The organism is Mesorhizobium sp. M0518 (assembly GCF_040321125.1).
Lineage (GTDB): Bacteria > Pseudomonadota > Alphaproteobacteria > Rhizobiales > Rhizobiaceae > Mesorhizobium.
In genome coordinates, this window is sequence record NZ_JAMYQY010000007.1 from 279,882 (window position 1) to 299,085 (window position 19,204).

The window sequence follows — 19,204 nt, forward strand, 5'->3', positions numbered from 1 at the left end:
GTGACACTACTGGATGGGCTTGGCACTTCGGCACACCCCCCTCTGTCCTGCCGGACATCTCCCCCGCAAGGGGGGAGATTGACAGCTTCGATGCCAGCACTCTCCTTGCGCGGTTGGTGATTAGCGAAAGCGGCGGTGACATCTGATCTCCCCCCTTGCGGGGGAGATGGCCGGCAGGCCAGAGGGGGGTGTGAAGGATCGCGGCGCCGGTGATTGGTGGATCAGCAACTAGCATCAATCGCCCTCGTCCTCGTACCCTACCAGGTGCAGTGGTCGCGCCGCGATGCCTTCGAGCTCGCACCAGCGCACCAGCGCTTCCTCGCGGCCATGCGTCACCCAGATTTCCTCGGCTCCGGTCTCCCTAATGGTGGCGGTCAGCTCATCCCAGTCGGCATGGTCCGAGATGATCAGCGGCAGTTCGACGCCGCCTTGCTTGGCGCGCTGGCGAATGCGCATCCAGCCTGACGCGAAGCACGAGATCGGATCGGGAAAGCGCCGCGCCCAGCGGTCGGCGAAGGCCGATGGCGGGCCGACGACGATGGCGCCGGTAAAATCATCCTTGCCCCCGCTTTCGACGGTTGCCGGCTCCAGTTGCCCAAGGTCTATGCCTTGGCTCTGGTAATACTCACTGAGTTTGGCCAGCGCGCCATGGATGTAGAGCGGCCTGTCGTAGCCGGCGTCGCGCAACAGCCGCATCACCCTTTGCGCCTTGCCCAGCGCATAGGCGCCGACCAGATGCGAGCGCTCGGGGAACTGCGCTGCCGATTTCAGCAGGCGGGCGATCTCTTCGGTATCGGGGGGATGGCGAAACACCGGCAGGCCGAAGGTCGCTTCGGTGATGAACACATCGCACTGGATCGGCTCGAATGGCGCGCAGGTCGCGTCTCTCTGCCGCTTGTAGTCGCCGGAAGCGACGATGCGCGTGCCCTGATGCTCGACCGCTATCTGCGCCGAGCCCAGCACATGGCCGGCTGGATGGAAGCTGACGCTGATGCCATTGAGTGCAATCGTCTCGCCGAGCTGTGCCGCTTGCGTCGCGCCAGCGAAATTCTCGCCGTAGCGCAGGCCCATAATGTCGAGCGTCTGCCGCGTCGCCAGCACCGAGCGGTGGCCGGAACGTGCGTGATCGGAATGGCCATGCGTGATCAGTGCCCGGTTGACCGGCCGGACCGGGTCGATGAAGAAATCGCCCGGCGGGCAATAGAGGCCCTCGGGCCGGGGATGAAGCAGGTCGCTGGGGCGCATGATCCCCAAGATAGGATATAATTCCGCGGCGGGAAGCCTGTTGTAACTCACTGCTGACTCCCGCATAGAGCACCGCCGGCTCGATCCGCCGGCAGGACCCATCGCCATGAAACCGCTTCAAGCCTCGTCCGGCGACTTAAACGCCGATCGTCGTGCCGATTATGCCGAGATGCTGCACGCGGATGGCGATCACGCAGCAGCGGCGGAATTGCTGCTCGGCGCGCTGGAAATGACACCGCAATGGGCCATGGGCTGGTTTCGCCTCGGTGAGATGCAGCAGGCGGCGGGCGCGGCGGATCTGGCTGCACAGGCCTGGACGATGTCGCTGCAGCTCGATCCATCGGATCGTCAAGGCGCTGCACTGAACCTGCAATTGATCGGCAAGGCGCCGGCGCTCGACGCGCTCCCCAGCGCCTTCGTCGAGACACTGTTCGACCATTATGCCGAGAGCTTCGACGAGTCCCTGGTCGGCAGGCTGGGGTACCGGCTGCCTGAGATGCTCGACCAAGCCATTCGAGCGGCAAGGCCGGGCCGCTTCGCGCTGGCGCTCGATCTTGGCTGCGGCACCGGCCTGACGGGACAGAGGCTGCGGCCGATCGCCGACCGGCTGGAGGGATATGACATTTCGGCCAGGATGCTGAGAAAGGCGCGGACCAAGGGCGTCTACGATTTCCTCGATAAGGCCGATCTGCGGGATTTTCCCTATGCCGGTCCGAAAGCCGATCTGGTGACGGTGGCCGATGTTTTCATCTATGTCGGCGCGTTGGGCGGCGTGGTGAAGACGATTGCCGGGCTGCTGGCCACGGATGGCCTGTTCGCATTTTCCGTGGAGACGCTGGCTGGCGACGGCGATTTCATGCTGCTGCCGTCGCGCCGCTATGCGCATGCGCAACACTATGTGCGCGAGGTCCTGGCCGCCAACGGGCTTTCGGTCCTGTCACTGGAACCAACCGTGATCCGGCAGGATCGCGGGGAACACGTCAACGGGCTGATCGTTGTGGCCGGGGCTCCGAACTCAGCCTAGCAAAGACCTGGCGACAGCCAGTTCGGCGGTGTCCGCCGTTTTGCCGGGCAGCGCGATAGGAATTTTTTCTTGACATCCTGCCCTCAGCTATGATACATTTTCGCCCATGGTGCTGATTTGTGCCAGTCACCCGCCGCACAGGCGGTTTTTCGTTTGATGCTCCGTCAGCCACGCGCCGGCCAAGGCTCCGAAGGAACCCTTTGCCCCGAACTCGCAGCCCTGCCGTTGTGGCAGGCAAGCTGCCGGCGAAGGGGTCTATCGCCACCTCGCAAACATTCTTGCTGTGAAAAAGTCCGATTTGCATGCGCGACTGATATTTGCGATCTGCTCGCATCAGGGTGGGATATCAGGAGGAGCATAGTCGATGCGCTGGAACATGATGATCTTGGCCTCTTGCCTGCTGACCGCCGGCTGCGTCGGCGGCACTTCGATGTCGGAACAGCAGGATGCGAACGTCCAGTCCTCCCTGCAATATGACAACGTGCCCTGCGACCAGTTGCTGGCGCAGCGCAACGGCTTGGCGCAGCAATACAACCTTCCGACGAAGGCCAAGCCGACCTTCTCCAATCCGGCGATGGGCTTCGGCCCGTTCACGCCTGACATGCGCTCCAAGGCCAAACGCGATACCGACAAGGCGAGCGGCGAGATCGATGCCATGAACCGGTCGATCGATCGCCGCGAATGCGGCCAGCCGGACAAGCAGAAGAAACTCGCCCTGCCTGGCTAAAGATCCGAGGCCGCCACGGGTTGAGAATCGCAGGCAACAAACCACCTCGTAGGGCACGATCGGATGCATCTCTCGGAGCTAGGGGACCGCATATGTATCTTGGGGCCGTCCAACAGCGGCAAGTCGACCCTTGCCGCTGCGATTGCCCGCAAACGTGATCTGGCGACTATTCATCTAGATCAACTCTTCCATCTCCCGAACACGGATTGGGAAGCGCGCCCAAGGGACGAATTCATTGCTTTGCATGACGCCGCTATCGCCGGCGAGCGTTGGGTGATGGATGGAAATTATTCGGTTTGCATGCCCCAACGCTTTCTGCGAGCGACGGGATTGATCTTGTTGGATATATCGACGCCGACAAGCCTGCTGCGCTATATCAGGCGAACACTGTTTGAGATTGAGCGGCGCGGTGCCTAGGAGGGCGGGCACGACAGCATCAAATGGGATATGATCCACCATATCACCGTGGCCACACCGAAAAATCGCAACCGGTACCGGGCAATGTTCGAACAACTCGATCTGCCAAAGGTCCAGTTGTCGTCACTGCGGGCAATCAAGAAATGCTTCCGGGAGTGGGACCTGGCCCGATGAGGCTGTCCTGGTTAATACCCTGCCTCGCGGTCCACCAGATTGTCGAGCTTTTCGCCGCGCTCGAAGGCGTCCATCTGGCGCAGCATAATCGGCGCCAAATGGACAGGGTCGGAGGTCGCCGCCGCGTGCGGCGTCACGAACACTTTTGGATGCCCCCACAGCGGACTGGTCTTCGGCAGCGGTTCGACCTCGAACACGTCGAGGCTTGCCTCCTTCAATGTGCCGTCATCCAGTGCCCGCAAAATGTCGGCATCCTTCTGCAGGCGGCCGCGTCCGGCATTGATCAGCACAGAGCCGCCGAGGCCGTTGCGTTTGCGCAATTCCTTCAGCACGCCATAGTTGATGATGCCCTTTGTCTCCGGCGTCAGCGGCAAAAGCACGACCAGGATGTCGGTTGCCTTGAGGAAGGGGATCAGCCCGGCTTCGCCGGAATAGGTCGCGACGCCTTCCATGGCCTTGTCGGTGCGCGACCAGCCATTGACGGCAAAGCCGAGCGACAAAAGCACCGAGGCCGCGGCGCGGCCGAGACTGCCGAGGCCCATGATGCCAACCGAAATGTCACCGGCAGGCCTCTGCTGCGGCTCGTGCCAGATCTTCTTCGGCTGCTGCGACCGGTAGAGCAGGCCCTGGCGGTGATGGTCGAGAACCCGCCAGACGACATATTCGGTCATGTACTGGGTGAGGTTGTCGGCGACGACCTTGACGATCGGCACATCGGGCAGGCCGGGATCGGCGAAGATATGATCGACGCCGGCGCCGATCGAGAAGATGGCGCGCAGATTGGGCAGCGACGACAACAGGTTCGGCTTCTGCTTCCACACCACGGCATAGGTGATCGACGGGTCGCTGGCGCCGTCGGGCTCCAGCACCACCTCGCGCTCGGCCGACAGGAGCTCGCGCCAGCGCTGCGGATGAAAGCCGGTGACGGCAAGCAGGATACGGCCTTTTTCCATTGCGGTCTTTTAGTCCCTCTCTACGCAAATCACTCGCTGACGATGCCGACCGGTGCCGTCTCGATTTTGAAGGCGGCCGAGATCAGCGCCCGAGTATAGTCGGTTTGCGGATTTTCAAAAATCTGCTGGGAAGGACCGGCTTCGACGATCCGGCCATTGCGCATGACGATGACGTCGTTGGCCAGCGCCCGGATGACTTTCAAATCATGGCTGATGAAGAGATAGGCGAGATCGTGCTTGGCCTGCAGGCTGCGCAGCAGATCGACGACCTGCGCCTGCACGCTCATGTCAAGTGCCGATGTCGGCTCGTCCAGCATGACGAAGCGCGGGTTGAGCACCATGGCGCGTGCGATGGCGACGCGCTGGCGCTGGCCGCCGGAAAACTCGTGCGGATAGCGGTTGCGTGTCGCAGGGTCTAGCCCGACCTCCTTCAGCACGGCGGCCACCTTGTCGTCGCGCTCGTCGGGCGACAGCTTCGGCTCGTGGATCTTGAGGCCTTCTTCGATGATCTCTGCGATCGACATGCGCGGGCTGAGCGAGCCGAACGGATCCTGGAAGACGATCTGCAATTCGCGCCTGAGCGGCCGCATGGCGTTGAAAGTCAGCTGGTTGATGTCGCGACCGTTGAACTGGATCGTTCCGGTCGACGAAATCATTCTTGCCAGCGCCAGGCCGAGCGTCGTCTTGCCGGAGCCGGATTCGCCAACCACGCCAAGCGTCTGGCCGGCGCGCACGGTGACATCGATGCCGTCGACCGCCTTCACATTGTCGACGGTGCGGCGGAAGAAGCCCTGCTTGATCGGGAACCAGACCTTTATGTCCTTGCCGGTCATGACAGGCTTGGCGGCGGCATTGGCGGCCGGCGGCTTGCCCTTCGGCTCGGCCGCCAGCAGATGCCGCGTATAGGCATGCTGCGGATTGGCGAAGATCTCCTTGGTCGGCCCGGTCTCGACGATCTTGCCCTTGGTCATCACGCAGACGCGGTCGGCAATCTTGCGCACGATGCCGAGATCATGGGTGATGAACAGCATCGACATGCCCTTGCGGCTCTTCAAGCCGGCCAGCAGTTCGAGGATCTGCGCCTGCACGGTGACGTCGAGTGCCGTCGTCGGCTCGTCGGCGATCAGAAGTTCGGGCTCGTTGGCCAGCGCCATGGCGATCATCACGCGCTGACGCTGGCCGCCGGACAACTGGTGTGGATAGGCATCGAGGCGCTTGTGCGGATCGCGGATGCCGACCTCGTTGAGCAAGGCCAGTGTGCGTTCCTTGGCCGGGCGGTCGGCCATGCCCTGATGCAGCTTCAGGATCTCGACGATCTGCTGCTCGATCGTGTGCAGCGGATTGAGCGAGGTCATCGGCTCCTGAAAGATCATGGTGATCTTGTTGCCGCGCACCTGCCGCAACTGCTTCTCGCTCATCGCCAGCAGGTCGGCGCCCTGGAACAGGATCTTTCCCGAGGGGTGGCTGGCGCTTGGATAGGGCAGCAGCTTCAGCACCGAAAGCGCCGAGACCGATTTGCCGGAGCCGGATTCGCCGACCAGCGCCACCGTCTCGCCCTTGGCGATGTCGAACGAGATGTGGTCGACGGCCGTCGACTGGCTACCGCCCTGGCTGAAGGCGACGCTGAGGTCCTGTACGCTGAGCAAGGGGGCTTCGCTCATCTGAAGGTCTTGCGCGGATCGAAGGCATCGCGCGTCGCCTCGCCGACGAAGACCAGCAGCGACAGCATCAGCGAGATGACGACGAAGCCGGAGATGCCGAGCCACGGCGCATTGAGGTTCCGCTGCGCCTGCTTGAGCAGTTCGCCGAGCGAGGCGGAGCCGGGCGGCAGGCCAAAGCCGAGGTAGTCGAGTGAGGTCAGCGTCGAGATCGAGCCTGAGAGCAGGAAGGGCATGAAGGTCAATGTCGCCACCATGGCGTTGGGCAGCAGGTGCCGGAACATGATGGTGCGGTTGGGCACGCCGAGTGCCCGGGCCGCGTTGACATATTCGAAATTGCGGGCGCGCAGGAACTCGGCCCGCACCACGCCGACCAGCGCCACCCAGGAGAACAGCAGCATCAGGCCGAGCAGGATGAAGAAGCCCGGCGGCAGGATGGCGGCGACGATGAGCAGGAGATAGAGCACCGGGATGGCGGACCAGATTTCGATGAAACGCTGGAACAAGAGATCCGTCCAGCCGCCGAAATAGCCTTGCACGGCGCCGGCCGCGACGCCGATCAAGGCCGAGCCGGCGGTCAGGATCAGGCCGAACAGCACCGAAATGCGGAAACCGTAGATGACGCGCGCCAGCACGTCGCGCGCCTGGTCGTCGGTGCCGAGCCAATTCCAGTTGCCGACCATGCAGGCCGGGTCGGCGGCACCCTGCGGATACTGGTTGCAGCGCTTCGTGGCGTCATACTGCCACGACGGCTTGGCCGGCGCTGCTTCCGGAATGGCGTTGTTGACGGTCTGATAGGAGTAGCGCACCGGTGGCCAGATCATCCAGCCATTGGCGTTGATCTCGTCCTGGATGACCGGGTCGCGATAATCGGTGACGGCATAGAAACCGCCGAATTTTTCCTCGGGGTAGGCGACCAGCACCGGAAACAGGATCTCGCCCTTGTAGGAGGCGATGATCGGCTTGTCGTTGGCGATGAACTCGGAAAACAGCGACAGCACGAACAGGACGAGGAAGATCCACAGCGACCAGTAGCCGCGCCGGTTGGCTCTGAAGTTCTGCAGGCGCCGCTTGTTGAGCGGCGACAGAAACGGCCGCTTTATCCGCGCGGGTGCCGCGTCCACGGGGACTGTAGCCTCCGACATCAGACGTCTCTCCGCTCGAAATCGATGCGCGGATCGACCCAGGTGTAGAGCAGGTCGGACAAGAGACCGACGAACAGCCCGAGCAGCGAGAAGATGTAGAGGTTGGCGAACACCACGGGATAGTCGCGCTCGACCACCGACCGGAAGCCGAGCAGGCCGAGGCCATCGAGGGAAAAGATGTTCTCGATCAGCAGCGAGCCGGTGAAGAAAGCCGAGATGAAGGCGCCGGGAAAGCCGGCGATGACGATCAGCATGGCGTTGCGGAAGACGTGGCCGTAGAGCACCTGCCGTTCCGACAGACCCTTGGCCCTCGCCGTCACCACATACTGCTTGCGGATTTCTTCGAGGAACGAGTTCTTGGTCAGCAGCGTCGTGGTGGCGAAGGCCGATAGCACCAGTGCGGTCAGCGGCAAGGTCATGTGCCAGAAATAGTCGACGATCTTTCCCCACCAGGACAATTGATCCCAATTGTCCGAGGTGAGGCCGCGCAACGGAAACCAGTCCCAGAAAGACCCGCCGGCAAACAGCACCATCAGCATGATGCCGAACAGGAAGCCCGGAATGGCATAGCCGACAATGACGACGCCGCTGGTCCAGACGTCGAAGGGAGTGCCGTCCTTGACCGCCTTGCGGATGCCGAGCGGGATCGAGATCAGGTAGGACAACAGCGTGATCCACAGCCCGATCGAGATCGACACCGGCATTTTCTCCAGGATCAGGTCGAGCACCGAAATGTCGCGGAAATAGCTGTCGCCGAAATCAAAGCGGGCGTAATTCCAAAGCATCATGCCGAAGCGCTCGAGCGGCGGCTTGTCGAAGCCGAACTGCTTCTCCAGCTTCTTGATGAATTCCGGATCGAGTCCCTGCGCACCGCGATATTTGGAACTGACGTCGCCGGCGGCATCGAAATTGCCGCCAGCGCCCGCGTCGCCACCACCGCCGCCGAGGCGGTCGCTGCCGCCCTGATTGGTCAGCCGGGCGATGACCTGTTCGACCGGACCGCCGGGGGCGAACTGGATGACGGCGAAGGATATCGCCATGATGCCGAACAGCGTCGGGATCATCAAAAGGATGCGGCGCAGGATATAGGCGCCCATCAGGCCTTCTGCCCTCGTTGAGCGAACATCTCAGCCTTTGCCAATTCTTGCCGCCTTGCCCTTATCGAACCACCACAGCGTCTCGACCGGAAAGCCGAAATCGGGCTTCTGTTCGACAAAGCCGAACATGTCCCAATAGGCGACGCGGTGATTCGCCAGATAGTATGTTGGAATCCAGTCGAGCCGCGCGCGCAAGACCCGGTCGAGCGCTCTGAGCGCCGTGACGAGTTCTATACGGTCTTTCGCCTTGCCGGCTGCCGCGATCAGGGCGTCGATGGCCTTGCTTTCGGTGCCCGGATAGTTGCGCTGCCCCGGGATTTTCGCCATCCGGGAATCATAGAGCATCTGCAGGCTGTCGTCGGTCGGCGTCGCCCCGATTGACCAATGCAGCAAGGCGAGATCGAAGTCGTAATTGCTGTGCCGCTGCTCATACTGCGCCGAATCGATTTGCCGGATCGATGCGTCGATCCCGATCGCCTTCATATTCTCGGACCAAGGGGTGTAGATGCGAACGATGCCGTCGTCCTCCGCCAGCATTTCGACCCGCAGCCGCTCACCCTTGTCGTTGACGACGAAACTGCCATCGCGCTTCCAGCCGGCTTGCGCAAGCAATCTCGAAGCCTCGCCCAGCAGCTTGCGGTCATGGCCCGAACCGTCGGACAGGGGCTGTGTTACCGCTTCACCGAAAACCTCTGGCGGCAACTCGGCCCGGAACGGCTCCAGCAGGGCCAATTCCTCAGGCGAGGGCAGGCCTTCGGCCTTGTAGTCCGACCGTTCGAAATTCGATTGAGAGCGCTCGTAGGAGCCGTAAAACAGCGCCCGCTTCATCCATTCGAAATCGAAGCACCTGGCGATCGCCCGCCGCACCCGCTCATCGCGGAATTGCGGACGACGCTGGTTCAGCGCGACAGCCTGCATGTCCGGCGTCTTCTCGCCGGGAAATTCCCGTTTGACGACCTTGCCGTCCTTCAGCGCCGGAAAGTCGTAGCCGGTAGCCCATACCCGTGAGGTGAATTCCTCGCGAAAATGCGTGTCGCCTTTCTTGAAGGCCTCGAATGCCGCTTGCCGGTCAAGATAGAAGTCGATGCGGATGCGGTCGAAATTGTAGAGGCCGCGGTTCACTGGCAGATCGCGGCCCCAATAGTCGGCCACGCGGTCATATTCGACAGTCTGTCCGGCCGCCACGCGTCCAATCTTGTAGGGACCCGAGCCAAGCGGCGGTGTCATGGTCGAAGCATCGAAATCATTGGCCGTATAAAAGGCCTTGGAGACGATAGGCATTCCCACGATCGCAAGGATGTTTTGCGCCGACTGCTTGCCGTTGAGGGTGAGATCGACGGTAGCGGGATCGACCGCAACCGCGTCGGTCATGTACCGCAACGCTTGGGAAAGGTTAGGATGGCCTTTGTCTTGATAAAGCTTCAGCGAAAAGACAACGTCCTGCGCGGTCAGCGGCGAACCGTCGTGGAAACGCGCTTGCGGTCGCAGCGCGAAGCGGAAACCGTTGCGGTCCGGCGACAGGGTAACGGTTTCGGCAAGCAGGCCGTAGGCCGCATCCGGCTCATCGAGCGCGCTTGTCATCAGGGAATCGAAACAAAGTTCGGTACGCGGCGGCGCCTCCCCCTTCAACACCAGTGAGTTCAATGTGTTGAAGGTCAGGAAGCTCTGATTGAGGGTCGAGTTCGGCGGCGCGAAATTCATCTGGCCACCCTTTGGGGCGTCCGGATTGACGTAGTCGAAATGCGCGAAACCGAGCTTGTATTTGAGGTCGCCGAAGGCCGACAGGCCGTGCAGCTTGGTGCCGGTCGCAGTGTCGGCGAAGGCCTTGCCGGGCAGCAAGGCGGCGGCTGCCGCGGCACTGCCCAGGGCAAGAAAGTCGCGGCGGGCAAGGGCCGCCATCAATTGCCACCCTTGTATTTGGCCGCCAGCGCCTTCTCCTTGTCCGGGTCGATCCACCAAGAGTCCAAATCGACGCCGAGATAGGTTGGCTGTTTTTCAGGCATTGCGAACTTGTTCCAGTATGCGGCCCGAACTTTCCCCAGGTGCCATTGCGGCACCATGTAGAAGTTCCAAAGCAACACTCGGTCAAGGGCATGGGTCGCAGCCATCAGGTCGTCTCGGTCCGTTGCAAAGATGACGCGGTCGATCAGTGCGTCGACGACAGGATTCTTGATGCCGGCCAAATTTCGTGATCCGGCCCTGTCCGCAGCTGTGGAACTGAAAAAGTCGCGCTGTTCGTTGCCGGGTGAGTTGGATTGCTGAAAACCTGCGAGCGCCAGCATATCGAAGTCGAAAGCGCGAGTACGGTTGGTGTATTGGCTGTCATCGACAATGCGCAGCGTTGCATCGATGCCCAGCCGCCGCAAATTGTCGATGAAAGGCGAGGCGACCCGCTCGTCAACGGGATCGTTGCCGAGGAACTCGATCTTGAACACTTCGCCGGTCTTCGCATTCACCAGCTTTCCGGCCTGATTGACCCAGCCGGCTTGCTTGAAAAGCTCGTAGGCCTTGCGCAAATTCTCGCGACCCGATTGTGGCGTGTCGTAGACCGGCAGCTTGAATTCCTGCTTGAACAGTTCAGGTGGCAACTTGTCTCGAAACGGCTGGAGTATCTCCAACTCCTTGCCCTGTGGCAGGCCGGTCGAGGCCAGATCGCCGCCTTCGAAATAGCTGTCTGTGCGCGTATAGGCGCCGAAGAAAATGGTTCGGTTCATGCTCTCGAAATCATACGCGTAGGTGAGTGCCTGGCGTACGCGTACATCCTGGAACAGCGGGCGGCGCGTATTTATCAAATAGGACTGCATGGGTTCCGGTGAGGTTGTGGGGAACTCCTTTTTGATGACATCTCCGGATTTGATCGCCGGAAAGGTGTATTCGACCGCCCAACGCTGGGCGCGTGTCTCGGCGCGGAAGTCTTCGAACCCCCCTTTGGTGAAGGCCTGCCAACCGGCGTTGTCGTCAAGGAAATAGCTGAAACGCTGCCTGTCGAAATTCTCGCGGCCGATCTTCACTGGCAGTTTGGCGCCCCAATAGTCCGGCACACGCTGCCAGACGATTTCGGAACCCGGCTTGAAACTCGCGATCTTGTAGGCCGCTGACCCCAGCGGCGGCTCCAGAGTCGTCTTGGTGATGTCGCGCTTCTTGCCGCTGGCGTCGTTGCCCTCCCACCAATGCTTTGGCAGAACGACGAGATCGCCGAGAATCTTCGGCAGTTCCCTGTTGCCTTTCTGATTAAAGTGGAACTCGACCTCGCGATCGGAGACCGCGACCGCGTCCGTGACGTTCTCAAAATAGCGGTTATACAACGGGCTGTTGGCCTTCAGCACCTGGAACGACCAGATCACGTCGTCGACAGTGATCGGCTGGCCGTCGTGCCATTTGGCGCGCGGGTCGAGGCGGTAGGTCGCGGAGGAATAGTCGGCCGGATACTTGTAGGCATCGGCGATCAGTGGGTGGCTGGTGCTGCCTTCGTCGGTCGCCTGCTCCATCAGCGTGTCGTAGAGTAGGCCGCCGCCGAATCCCACGAGGCCGGCCGCCGGCGATCCCTGCACGATATAAGGATTGAAGTTGTCGTAGGTGCCGATCACCACCCGGTTCAGCGTGCCGCCCTTGGGCGCGTCGGGGTTGACGTAGTCGTAGTGCTGGAAATTGGCGCCGTATTTGGACTCGCCGATCAGCGATGACGTGGTGCGCCATTCATCGGCGAGGGCAGCCTGCAATCCCGCCGCCAGAAGGGCTGCCGCCAGCAACGACTTGAGAAGCGTTCGGCCAACCGTCATGCACTATCCTCTTCGCAATGCCCGTTCATCGGCAATCTAGATGATTTGGCGCCCGTGAAAACCGCCATGCGCGGCTTTGTCGCCGCCTATGCGGTTTTCCCAACAAAAAAGCCGGGCTGAACCCGGCTTTTTCAAGGTCGTCGAGATGATATCTGACTATTGGGCAGGCGCCGGTGCGGGTGCGGCCGGAGCCGGGGCGGCAGGAGCGGCCGGTTTCGCGGGCGCGGCACCATCAGCCGGCTTTGCCGGAGCGGCTGCATCGGCAGGCTTGGCGCCTGCATCGGCGGCGGCACCCGGTGCCGGCAGCGGCTTGGGATTGTCGGACAGCGTGCGCAGATAGGCGATGACGTTGGCGCGGTCTTCTTCCTTCGGCAGGCCGGCAAAGCCCATCGCCGTGCCTTTAACGTCCTTCTTGGGCGACGTGATGAAGTGGTTGAGGTTATCGTAGGTCCACTTCTCTGTGCCGCCCTTGGAATATTCCTTCATGCCCGCCGAATAGGCGAAGCCCTCGTGAGAGGCGACCGGACGGTCGACGATGTCCCACAGATCGGGGCCGACCTTGTTAGGACCGCCCTTTTCGCCGGAATGGCAGGCCTGGCACTTCTTGAAGATGGCAGCGCCCTGTTCGGCATTTGCATTGGCCAGAAGATCTGCGATCGGCTTTTCGGCTGCGGCAGGAGCGGCCGGGCCGCCTTCGGCGGGCTCCGCGGCCTCGATGGCGAAGCCGGGCTTTTCCGGCGCAGGCGAGGCAAACAGCGCATCGGACACAATGCCGACCGAGAAGACGACGAAAACGGTTCCGAGCAATCCGGCGAGCAGTTTGTTGACTTCGTTGGAATCCATACGCCCCTTGCTCCCTTTTCCGGCGGACAGAACCGTCCACTCCGTCCGTCGGTATCGTGACCCGTCCTGCCAGGGCGGTCAAATCGGGCGGAAACTAGGTCTTTTGCTGCGGCGTTGCAACACCTATAAGGGCGCTTCCAGTGAGACCTTTTGCCACTTTCCCTGTCCTCTTTCGAGACGCCTTGCACCCGAAATGTCCACGCTGATCCTGATCCCGGCCCGCATGGCCTCGACCCGCCTGCCGGGCAAGCCGCTGGCCGACATCGCAGGCGCCCCGATGATCGTCCATGTCGCCCGCCGCGCCGCCGAAGCCGGCCTTGGCCGGGTGGTGGTGGCGACCGACACGCAAAGCGTGGCGCAAGCGATGCGCGCGCACGGGTTCGAGGCCGTGATGACGCGCACGGATCACGAATCCGGCTCCGACCGCATCCACGAGGCGCTGATCGCGCTCGACCCCGGGCGCAAGGTCGAAACCATCGTCAATGTGCAAGGCGACCTGCCGACCATCGATCCGCAGATTATCGCCGCGTCGCTCAGGCCTTTCGAGGACAGTGCGGTGGACATCGCCACGCTCGGCGTCGAGATCGTCCGCGACGAGGAAAAGACCAATCCCAATGTCGTCAAGATCGTCGGTTCGCCGCTTTCCGGCAGCAGGCTGAGGGCGCTCTATTTCACCCGTGCCACGGCGCCTTGGGGCGAGGGGCCGCTCTATCATCATGTCGGCCTCTACGCCTATCGCCGCGAAGCACTTGAGCGTTTCGTCGCGCTGAAGCCGTCGCCGCTCGAACGGCGCGAGCGGCTGGAACAGTTGCGGGCGCTGGAAGCCGGCATGCGCATCGACGCCGAGATCGTCCAGTCGCTGCCGCTCGGCGTCGACACGCCGGAAGACCTCGAACGCGCCAGACAGATCCTTTCAACCTGAGATATCGGCATGCCTGAAAAGACCAACAGAATATCCTTCCAGGGCGAGCCGGGCGCCAATTCCGACACCGCCTCCCGCAACGTCTATCCATCGATGGAGCCGTTGCCGTGCCCGACCTTCGAGGATGCGTTCAACGCGGTCGAGACCGGCAAGGCCGATCTCGCCATGATCCCGATCGAGAACACCATTGCCGGGCGCGTCGCCGATATCCATCATCTCTTGCCGGAATCGAAGCTGCACATCATCGGCGAATATTTCCTGCCGATCCATTTCCAGCTGATGGTGCTGCCGGGCGTCAGGCGCGACGAGATCAAGACGGTGCACAGCCACATCCACGCGCTTGGCCAGTGCCGCAAATACATCCGCAAGAACGGCTGGAAGGCGATCGTCGCCGGCGATACGGCTGGTGCAGCCAAGATGGTCTCCGAGGTCAAGGACCGCACCATGGCGGCGCTGTCGCCGGCGCTGGCAGCGACCCTCTACGGGCTCGACATCATCGAGCAAAACGTCGAGGACACCGACAGCAACGTCACCCGCTTTGTCGTCCTGACCAAGAACAAGCAATGGGCCGAGCGCCCATCACCCGACGTCAAGATGATGACGACCTTCATCTTTCGCGTCCGCAACGTGCCGGCCGCGCTCTACAAGGCGATGGGCGGTTTTGCCACCAACGGCATCAACATGACCAAGCTGGAGAGCTACCAGTTGGGCGCTTTCACGGCGACGCTGTTTTATGCCGACATCGAGGGCCATCCCGACGACCCGCTGGTCAAGCTTGCGCTGGACGAGCTCCGTTTCTTCTCCCGCGAAGTGCGGATTCTGGGCGTCTATCCGGCCAGTGAGTCGCGTGAGCAGTGGAAGGTTGCGGACTGATCGCTACTGGGCATGATCTTGTCCAAAAACCGGTTTCCACTTTTCGGGACCATGCCCTAAATCACCGCGCCCAGCGGCACGTAGTCGATCTCCATGAAGGCCTCGACCTCCGGCACCCAGCGGTCGCGCACGAAGGCGACATGGTCCGGATGGTCGTTGTACCTGTTGTAGGCGGCCTGGTCGGCGAACTCCATCGAGAAGCCGAAATGATAGTCGTTCTTGGGGCTGATCTGCCGCAATTGCTCGAAATGCGTGACGCCTCTGATCGCGGTTAGGATTTTCTTGGCGTCGACCAGGAACCGCTTTTCCTCCAGCGAATGCGGCGGATGCTTCAGCGTGAAAACGACGGTGTGACGGATCATGTCCTGCTCCTGCAATGTCTTTCGGTGTTCGCTGCCATCATTCTGAATCGACCCAGGCGCGGATGAGGTGATGCGCAATGGCGCCTTTCGGCGGCGTGACCAGATTGTCCTTGTGCGTCCTTTCCAGCATCAGGCGCACCTCGTCGCGAAAAAACCAGCGGCAGTCCTCAAGCTCGTTGAGGTCGGCCTGGATATCGTCATTGAGCGGCTCGCCGAAGCAGCCGATCATCAGCGAATAGGGGAACGGCCAGGGCTGGCTGGCGTGGTAGACGACGCGGCCAAGCCGGATACCGGCCTCTTCCAGCGTCTCGCGGCGCACCGCCGCCTCGATCGTCTCGCCCGGCTCGATGAAGCCGGCAAGGGCCGAGTACATGCCCGGCGCGAAATGCCGGCCGCGTCCGAGCAGGCATTTTTCCCGCGTCGCCGTCAGCATGATCGCCACCGGGTCGGTGCGCGGAAAATGCTCGGTGCCGCAATTCGGGCAATGGCGCTTGTAGCCGCCGGCCCGCATCTGCGATTCCGTACCACATTTGCTGCAGAAGCGATGGCTGGCATGCCAGGCAAGCAGGGCCGCCCCTTGCGCCATCGCGCCAGCCGCCGCCTCGTCGATCAGCCCTTGCATGTAGACCGAGCGGTAGTCGATGGCCTTGACTGCTTCCGGAAGCTGTTCGGGTTCGAAGCCGGCGGGCACGGCCAGCACCGGTCCTCGTTCGGAAAAGCCGAGCAGAATGCCTTGCGCCAGGGAAACCTTGAAGGGCTCGCTCTCGGTGGCGCCGAACCAGGGATCGAGAGCACCGCTATCGCCGAGCTTCAAATAGAGCCGGCCGCCATGCATCAGAAGCAGCCGCGTCGCCGGATCGGCCAGCGCCTTGTCGACCGAATCGTCGGCGCGGTTCTCGGACTGCCGGTCGATCATGTTGCCGGTAAAGCCGACGAACTGGCTCGGCTCGCGCAAAGGCGCGTCAAACAGGCGGAAGCTCATGGGGACTCTGGGATACGTTGAGGGATGGACACGGGGAACGCTTATAGCGCCGCCTTGATCGTTTCGGCAAACCGTCGCAAGTCGGAACGTTGATAGGGCTCTCGCAGACCATGTCCCCACACAGGGCCTGGCCAGCCGGGATCGCCTTCCGAACGCGCGATGACATGGATGTGCAACTGGCGCACGATGTTGCCGAGCGCGCCGGTGTTGATCTTGGTGCAGCCGGTCGCCTTCTTCAGCGCCTGCGCCACCATATTGGTCTCGAAGGTCAGCATCGTCTGGTCGAGCGGCGTCATGTCATGGATTTCCTCCGCGCCGGGCCGCTGCGGCACCAGCAGCAGCCATGGCCAGCGGCGGTCGTTCATCACCCGCAATTCGCACAGCCCAAGCCACATCAACTGTTCGCTGTCCGCCTCCAGCCGTGCGTCCAGCGTGAATCCGGCCTCCAGGCCCGGCAGCATCGGCGTTTCCCTTGCTTTTCTTGGTTTGCTCAACACATGAAGGCTAGAGCGGCGGCAAGGGGGCTGCAAGCGAATCATTGCGCCCCTCACGCATTGGTGCGCCAATTCCATATTTTGCGATTTCTTCGGCGGACTTGCATTTCGTCGCGCAATTGCCGATATGGAAAGCGGGAGGTTGGTGGTGGACGATCCACTCGCCAACCGGGTCAGGTCCGGAAGGAAGCAGCCCTAACGAGCCCGGAACGGGTCATTGTTCCAGCCTCCCACCTCATCGGCCCCTCTCGCGACATTGACGACGCATTGCAGCGCGGGCGAGACTATGCGCAGGAATCGGCCGCCTTCGGGCGCGGCCATTTGGAGCTTTACGGGCGTATGAGCGAAGCCGGAAATTCGGGACCAAAAAGCCTGGAGATAGGCAAGGCCGCCGCCTATCGCGTGCTGGCGCGCAAGTACCGTCCTTCGAACTTCTCCGAGCTGGTCGGCCAGGAGCCGATGGTGCGCACCCTCACCAATGCCTTTGCCACCGGCCGCATCGCCCAGGCCTGGATGCTGACCGGGGTGCGCGGCGTCGGCAAGACCACGACGGCGCGCATCCTCGCGCGGGCCCTGAATTATAAAACCGCTGATATCGACCAGCCTTCGGTCGACCTCGCGGTGCTCGGCGAGCATTGCCAGGCGATCATGGAGGGCCGCCATGTCGACGTCATCGAGATGGACGCCGCCTCGCATACCGGCATCGACGACATCAGGGATATCATCGAGCGCGTGCGCTATGCGCCGGTCTCGGCCCGTTACAAGGTCTATATCATCGACGAAGTGCACATGCTGTCGACGCAGGCCTTCAACGGCCTGCTGAAGACGCTGGAAGAGCCGCCGCCGCACGTCAAATTCATCTTCGCCACCACCGAAATCCGCAAGGTCCCGATCACTGTCCTGTCGCGCTGCCAGCGCTTCGACCTGAGGCGCATCGACGCCGGCGCGCTGGTCGCGCATCTCGGCTCGATCTCGGCCCAGGAAGGCATTGCGGTCGACGACGACGCGCTGGCGATGATCGCGCGCGCCGCCGAAGGCTCGGCCCGTGATTCGCTCTCCATCCTCGACCAGGCGATTGCCCATGGCGCCGGCACTGTCGGTGCCGCGGCTGTGCGGGCGATGCTGGGACTTGCCGACCGCGCCAGCATCGTCGATCTGTTCGAACATGTGATGAAGGGTGATGTGGCAGCCGCCCTTGGCGAATTCCGTGCGCAGTATGACACCGGCGCCGATCCGGCCGCCGTGCTGACCGACCTTGCCGAATTCAACCATCTCGTCACCCGGCTGCGTTTCGTGCCGACGGCCATCGAGGATGCCTCGCTGTCGGAGGACGAGCGGCAGCGCGGCGCCGATTTCGCAAGGACGCTGTCGGTCAGGGTGCTGTCGCGGACATGGCAGATGCTGCTCAAGGGCATTCCCGAAGTGCAGTCCTCCAACCGGCCGGTCAGTGCCGCCGAAATGGTGCTGATCCGGCTGGCGCATGCCGCCGACCTGCCGACGCTGGACGAGGCGTTGAGATCGCTCGAGGGCGGAGCGTCGGTCCAAAGCGGCGCGCCGCGCCCGAATGGCGCGCCTGCAAGTTCCGGCAACGGCGGTGGCGCCGGCGCGGTGGCGCAGACGCGCATGCCCGCCGGTCCTGGCGGTGCGCAGACCATGCGGCTGGTCGAAGCCTCGCCTGCTGCCGTTGCCTACGTCGCTCCTCCGGAGCCGGCCATGGAAGCGGCGCCGCTGAAATCGCTGGCCGACATCATTGCGCTCGCCGATGCGCAGCGTGACATCGCCTTCAAGGTGCTGGTCAAGAGCTGCATCCGGTTTGTGCGCATCGAGCCCGGCCGCATCGACGTCGGCCTGACCGGCGATGCGCCCAAGATGCTGCTCAACGACCTGACGACGAAATTGCGCGCCTGGACCGGCCGCAGCTGGCTGGTCTCGCTGTCGAAGGAAGAGGGCGGCCAGACGCTCGCCGAAATGGAATCGGCCAAGCGCGAGACGGCTTTTCTCGATGCCAAGAGCGACCCGACCGTGGCCGCTATCCTGGCGCGCTTTCCCGGCGCCAAGATCATCGACGTGCGCATTCCAGACGCGCCGGAAGCCGAAACGACAGAGGCTGAAGTGCCGGTCGAGCCGCCGGCTGACGACGATGAACCCTGATCCAGCCACGAATCCGCAAAGGACCCGACCATGAAAGATCTTCTCGGCCTGATGGGCAAGGCGAAGGAAATGCAGGCCAAGTTCCAGGCCATGCAGGACGAGATCGCCACGCTGGAAGCGTCCGGCCAGGCCGGCGGCGGCCTGGTCAATGTGACGCTGACCGGAAAATTCGAGATGAAGTCGCTGAAGATCGATCCGTCTCTGTTCAAGGAAGACGATGTCGAGATCCTGGAAGACCTGGTGCTGGCCGCTCACAACGACGCCAAGACCAAGGTCGAGCAGATCATGCAGGAAAAGACCAAGGCGCTGACCGCAGGTCTGCCGATCCCGCCGGGAATGAAACTGCCCTTCTAGCATT

At 62.4% G+C, this 19,204-nt stretch carries 17 protein-coding genes, 1 other RNA gene and 1 pseudogene; 8 read left to right on the plus strand and 11 right to left on the minus strand.

Annotated elements, in window-relative coordinates:
• Positions 1-234: 234 nt before the first annotated feature.
• Positions 235-1,245 carry a ligase-associated DNA damage response exonuclease gene (locus NKI66_RS13105; protein WP_023811451.1) on the minus strand — a complete coding sequence of 337 codons (1,011 nt, stop codon included), beginning with the start codon at positions 1,243-1,245 and terminating at the stop codon, positions 235-237.
• 106 nt (positions 1,246-1,351) lie between these two features.
• Between NKI66_RS13105 and NKI66_RS13110 the strand changes: the two genes are divergently transcribed.
• The 3 genes and pseudogenes from NKI66_RS13110 (at position 1,352) to NKI66_RS13120 (ending at position 3,587) form a co-directional block, all read left to right on the plus strand.
• The gene (locus tag NKI66_RS13110; protein ID WP_023811450.1) at positions 1,352-2,269 is read left to right on the plus strand and encodes a class I SAM-dependent DNA methyltransferase; all 918 of its coding nucleotides are present in this window, start codon (positions 1,352-1,354) and stop codon (positions 2,267-2,269) included.
• 364 nt (positions 2,270-2,633) lie between these two features.
• Positions 2,634-2,996, plus strand: a complete 363-nt coding sequence (locus NKI66_RS13115) for a hypothetical protein (RefSeq protein WP_023811449.1) — start codon at positions 2,634-2,636, stop codon at positions 2,994-2,996.
• A 63-nt stretch (positions 2,997-3,059) separates the two neighbouring features.
• Positions 3,060-3,587 (plus strand): annotated as a pseudogene (locus tag NKI66_RS13120) (P-loop NTPase family protein).
• A gap of 11 nt (positions 3,588-3,598) precedes the next feature.
• On the opposite strand, the gene NKI66_RS13125 reads toward NKI66_RS13120, so the two are convergent.
• The 7 genes from NKI66_RS13125 to NKI66_RS13155 all read right to left on the minus strand — a co-directional run bounded on the left by NKI66_RS13125 (position 3,599) and on the right by NKI66_RS13155 (position 13,062).
• Positions 3,599-4,540, minus strand: a complete 942-nt coding sequence (locus tag NKI66_RS13125) for a 2-hydroxyacid dehydrogenase (RefSeq protein ID WP_023811448.1) — start codon at positions 4,538-4,540, stop codon at positions 3,599-3,601.
• Between the two features lie 29 nt (positions 4,541-4,569).
• The gene (locus NKI66_RS13130) at positions 4,570-6,201 is read right to left on the minus strand and encodes an ABC transporter ATP-binding protein (RefSeq protein WP_023811447.1); all 1,632 of its coding nucleotides are present in this window, start codon (positions 6,199-6,201) and stop codon (positions 4,570-4,572) included.
• The gene (locus NKI66_RS13135; protein WP_023811446.1) at positions 6,198-7,343 is read right to left on the minus strand and encodes an ABC transporter permease; all 1,146 of its coding nucleotides are present in this window, start codon (positions 7,341-7,343) and stop codon (positions 6,198-6,200) included. Before NKI66_RS13135 ends, NKI66_RS13130 begins: the two co-directional genes overlap by 4 nt.
• Entirely contained in the window at positions 7,343-8,440 is a 1,098-nt protein-coding gene (locus tag NKI66_RS13140; protein WP_013527941.1) for a microcin C ABC transporter permease YejB, read from the minus strand. Before NKI66_RS13140 ends, NKI66_RS13135 begins: the two co-directional genes overlap by 1 nt.
• A 30-nt stretch (positions 8,441-8,470) precedes the next feature.
• Entirely contained in the window at positions 8,471-10,339 is a 1,869-nt protein-coding gene (locus tag NKI66_RS13145; protein ID WP_023811445.1) for an extracellular solute-binding protein, read from the minus strand.
• The gene (locus NKI66_RS13150) at positions 10,339-12,219 is read right to left on the minus strand and encodes an extracellular solute-binding protein (RefSeq protein ID WP_023811444.1); all 1,881 of its coding nucleotides are present in this window, start codon (positions 12,217-12,219) and stop codon (positions 10,339-10,341) included. The genes NKI66_RS13145 and NKI66_RS13150 overlap by 1 nt, the downstream gene beginning before the upstream one ends.
• 156 nt (positions 12,220-12,375) lie before the next feature.
• Positions 12,376-13,062, minus strand: a complete 687-nt coding sequence (locus tag NKI66_RS13155) for a c-type cytochrome (RefSeq protein ID WP_128305650.1) — start codon at positions 13,060-13,062, stop codon at positions 12,376-12,378.
• A gap of 193 nt (positions 13,063-13,255) precedes the next feature.
• Here NKI66_RS13155 and NKI66_RS13160 point away from each other — a divergent pair, with 193 nt between their 5' ends.
• Positions 13,256-13,984, plus strand: a complete 729-nt coding sequence (locus NKI66_RS13160) for a 3-deoxy-manno-octulosonate cytidylyltransferase (RefSeq protein WP_128305649.1) — start codon at positions 13,256-13,258, stop codon at positions 13,982-13,984.
• Between the two features lie 9 nt (positions 13,985-13,993).
• On the plus strand, positions 13,994-14,857 hold the full coding sequence (locus NKI66_RS13165; protein ID WP_127293982.1) for a prephenate dehydratase: 864 nt from the start codon (positions 13,994-13,996) through the stop codon (positions 14,855-14,857).
• 56 nt (positions 14,858-14,913) lie between these two features.
• Here NKI66_RS13165 and NKI66_RS13170 read toward each other — a convergent pair whose 3' ends face one another.
• The 3 genes from NKI66_RS13170 to NKI66_RS13180 are packed head-to-tail and all read right to left on the minus strand — an operon-like array spanning position 14,914 to position 16,662.
• On the minus strand, positions 14,914-15,219 hold the full coding sequence (locus NKI66_RS13170; protein WP_127293984.1) for a Dabb family protein: 306 nt from the start codon (positions 15,217-15,219) through the stop codon (positions 14,914-14,916).
• Positions 15,220-15,256: 37 nt separating this feature from the next.
• The gene (nudC, locus tag NKI66_RS13175; RefSeq protein WP_352719669.1) at positions 15,257-16,201 is read right to left on the minus strand and encodes an NAD(+) diphosphatase; all 945 of its coding nucleotides are present in this window, start codon (positions 16,199-16,201) and stop codon (positions 15,257-15,259) included.
• A 41-nt stretch (positions 16,202-16,242) separates the two neighbouring features.
• A complete protein-coding gene (locus NKI66_RS13180; protein ID WP_127293986.1) occupies positions 16,243-16,662 on the minus strand; it encodes an HIT domain-containing protein in 420 nt (139 codons plus the stop codon).
• 170 nt (positions 16,663-16,832) lie between these two features.
• On the opposite strand from NKI66_RS13180, the gene ffs reads away from it, so the two are divergent.
• The 3 genes from ffs (at position 16,833) to NKI66_RS13195 (ending at position 19,200) form a co-directional block, all read left to right on the plus strand.
• An RNA gene (gene ffs, locus NKI66_RS13185) (signal recognition particle sRNA small type) lies at positions 16,833-16,929 on the plus strand.
• Between the two features lie 105 nt (positions 16,930-17,034).
• Positions 17,035-18,846, plus strand: a complete 1,812-nt coding sequence (locus NKI66_RS13190) for a DNA polymerase III subunit gamma/tau (RefSeq protein ID WP_352719672.1) — start codon at positions 17,035-17,037, stop codon at positions 18,844-18,846.
• 30 nt (positions 18,847-18,876) lie between these two features.
• On the plus strand, positions 18,877-19,200 hold the full coding sequence (locus NKI66_RS13195; RefSeq protein WP_013527931.1) for a YbaB/EbfC family nucleoid-associated protein: 324 nt from the start codon (positions 18,877-18,879) through the stop codon (positions 19,198-19,200).
• Positions 19,201-19,204: the final 4 nt, after the last annotated feature.